This window comes from Parcubacteria group bacterium (assembly GCA_041657845.1).
Lineage (GTDB): Bacteria > Patescibacteriota > Minisyncoccia > Moranbacterales > JAKLHP01 > JAKLHP01.
On the sequence record JBBABD010000061.1, the window covers coordinates 1 to 2,960 of the forward strand.

5 protein-coding genes are annotated in these 2,960 nt (G+C 32.5%); 4 read left to right on the forward strand and 1 reads right to left on the reverse strand.

Annotated elements, in window-relative coordinates; translation table 11 throughout:
* Nucleotides 1–81: 81 nt before the first annotated feature.
* Complete coding sequence (locus tag WC906_05430; GenBank protein MFA5777842.1) at nucleotides 82–741, reverse strand: L-threonylcarbamoyladenylate synthase; 660 nt, start codon at nucleotides 739–741, stop codon at nucleotides 82–84.
* 199 nt (nucleotides 742–940) lie between these two features.
* On the opposite strand from WC906_05430, the gene rpmH reads away from it, so the two are divergent.
* The 4 genes from rpmH (at nucleotide 941) to WC906_05450 (ending at nucleotide 2,784) form a co-directional block, all read left to right on the forward strand.
* A complete protein-coding gene (gene rpmH, locus WC906_05435) occupies nucleotides 941–1,075 on the forward strand; it encodes a 50S ribosomal protein L34 (protein MFA5777843.1) in 135 nt (44 codons plus the stop codon).
* Between the two features lie 6 nt (nucleotides 1,076–1,081).
* Nucleotides 1,082–1,414, forward strand: a complete 333-nt coding sequence (rnpA, locus tag WC906_05440) for a ribonuclease P protein component (protein MFA5777844.1) — start codon at nucleotides 1,082–1,084, stop codon at nucleotides 1,412–1,414.
* A 4-nt stretch (nucleotides 1,415–1,418) separates the two neighbouring features.
* Nucleotides 1,419–2,189 (forward strand): YidC/Oxa1 family membrane protein insertase, encoded by a 771-nt coding sequence (locus tag WC906_05445; protein ID MFA5777845.1) that lies wholly within the window; start codon nucleotides 1,419–1,421, stop codon nucleotides 2,187–2,189.
* Between the two features lie 115 nt (nucleotides 2,190–2,304).
* Nucleotides 2,305–2,784, forward strand: coding sequence for a R3H domain-containing nucleic acid-binding protein (locus WC906_05450; protein MFA5777846.1), 480 nt, complete (start codon nucleotides 2,305–2,307; stop codon nucleotides 2,782–2,784).
* The last annotated feature ends 176 nt before the right edge of the window (nucleotides 2,785–2,960 follow it).

The window sequence follows — 2,960 nt, forward strand, 5'->3', positions numbered from 1 at the left end:
GTGAAATTAACAATAGACCGAGAAAAAGATTAAACTATCTAACTCCTTATGAAGTTTTTTATGAAAAAAAATGAAAAAATGCTAAGATCTAAAAAAGAGGATGTTGCACTTCAGAATAGAATTCTGGGTTTTTTTAATCTTTACTGCGCCTTCTCTCAAAACCACAACCTTTTCATTTTCTATCTTAATAAGTGTTGAAGGCAGAGATTCTAATTTTCCTTCATCCACGTAAAAATCTATCTTGTCGCCAAAATATTTTCTAGCTTCTTCTATCGTTAAAGCCGGGCTTTCCCCCGGATGATTAGCACTGGGAGCCAAAAGCGGACCGGTTTTCTTTAATAATTCTAGTAAATCTTTTTTGTCCGGCATCCTGAAAGCTAAAGTTTTTGTTCCCCTATGTAAATAGGATAATTCTTCATTATCGCAAGGCAAAACAATGCTTACTTTTCCCCGCCCACTAAGCTTCGCGTAGCGATGCGGGCGGGTCGGCCACCAATATTTTTTCATAACCTCAAGAGAAAAATTGTCCGGTTTAATATCAAATAATTTTAGCTCTTCAATCGAACTTATTAGTATGATAAAAGGGTTTTTTGCGCTTCTTTTTTTCAATTCAAAAATCCTTTTAAAAGCCTTTTTGGAAAAAGCCCGCCCAACTAGTCCATACAAAGTATCCGTCGGTAAAATCCCAACTCCGTCATTTTTTAATATATTAATAATTTTGCTGTATTTTTCTTTATTCATAACGCCTTAAATGATACTATATGCTTCGAAAAAGTAAAATACCATTTATATTGACCTTTTGGCTCCTAGCTGATACACTTTTAATATTGAATTAAATCACAAAACAACACTAAATCAATCGCGAACAATCCCGAACTATCTTGAAAAATTTTAGTGATAATTCGAGAGTTAATTCGCGTTGTTTAGCGATTTTATTGTTATGAAAAGAACATACCAGCCAAAAAAACTCAAAAGAAAAAGAAGGCATGGTTTTCGAAAGAGAATGGCGACCAAAACCGGAATAGCCGTAGTTACAGCTCGAAGAAGAAAAGGAAGAAAGAAATTAAGCGTATAAACAATTATGCTTCCAAGCAAAAATCGCTTAACTAAAAGAACTGATTTTGCCAATGTTTATCGCAAAGGAACATTTTTTCTTGAAAGTCCATTGTCGCTGAAAGCTGTCAAAAACAATCTTGAACATACACGGATAGGATTTTCCATTGAAAAAAAGTTTTTCAAGAAAGCTGTGGAAAGAAATAAAATTAAAAGATTGCTGCGAGAAGCATTTCACCAGAATCTAGAAAATATAAAAAATAGCCTGGATATAGTTGTTTTTTACAAAAGAAGCGAGCCGAATCCAGATTTCAAAATTATTTCCGAACTGGTTAAAAAGTTAATTAAGAAAATAAAATAATAAAATGTTTCAAATTTTTTATCCGACAATTTATCAGCCGCTGTATAATACGCTTGTTTTTCTTTACAACAATTTCGCTTTTCATGATTTTGGAATTGCCATAATTATCATCACTTTGATTCTGAAGATTATTTTAATGCCGCTATCAAAAAAACAGATTGAATCGCAAAAAAAGCTTCAGGAGCTCCAGCCGAAAATAAAGGAAATCCAAAACAAACACAAAGACAACAAGGAAAAACAATCCCAAGAATTAATGAAGTTTTACAAGGAAAACAAGGCCAACCCTTTCGGCGGTTGTCTTCCGATGATCGTACAACTTGTTTTTCTGATTGCAATTTATCAAGTATTTTTCAGAATTTCATCTAACAATTTAAACATTCAAGGCGAGGTGCTTTATTCTTTCGTGGCTAATCCGGGACAAATCAATAATATGTTCATCGGCATTATCGATTTGGCAAAATCCAGCATCCCATTGGCTATTTTGGCTGCGGCAGCCCAGTTTTACCAAACAAAGATGTTAATGGCTAAACAGAAAAACAATAATGATAACAAAAGCAAAGATAGCAAAAATCCTGATTTCGCCCAGATTATGAACAAACAAATGCTCTACCTCGGCCCGCTTTTAACTTTGTTTATTGGAATAAAGTTTCCTGCCGGACTGGCTTTATACTGGTTAATATCCACTCTATTCGCCATAGGACAGCAAATGTATATGGAAGATAAATTCGAATCTCTGAAAAAATATATTCCCGAAAAGAAAATTACAAAAGCATAATAAACTAATTTACACGAATTTTATAGGCGAATATCAACTAAACACAAATTTTTAAAATATTATTCGTGATTAGTGAAAATTCGTTTTATAATTCGTGAAAATTTGTCTCTAATATATGGAAGAAAAAAGTAAAAAAATAATCAAAGAAGCTATCAGAGAATTAATGGAAAAAGCCGGATTCCTATCTGAGATAGAATTAAAAGAATCAAATTCGGAAAATAAGGATGGAATTATTTGCAACATAAAAACTACCGAGGATTCAAATTTGCTTATCGGACAATACGGAGTCAACCTTCAGGCTTTTCAGCATATTGCCAGACTGGCAATAAGAAAAAAACTCTCTGATGAAAAAGTAAACTTCACTCTTGATGTAAATTCATACCGAGACCAAAAAAATCAATCCATAATTGAACACGCCAAAGAAACTGCGAAACTTGCAATTAGCGAAGGAAGAGTGATTATAATGAAACCGATGTCGGCTTACGAAAGAAGACTAGTCCATATGGAACTTTCCCAAAACGAAAAAGTTGCAACCGAAAGCGTCGGAGAAGGAGAGAACAGGAAAATATTAGTGAAACCGGTAAACTTAATATAAATAAATTTTTAATTTTATAATTTTTAATTTTATAAATAATGTTCTAATTTTTAATGTTTAAAAATTTTAGCATTATAATTTATTTAAAAATTAAAAATTGGAAATTAAAAATTACCGATTATGGCTGTTGCCAGAAAAATTGCCTACAATGTTTTTTTCAACGCTACTGCCAAAAT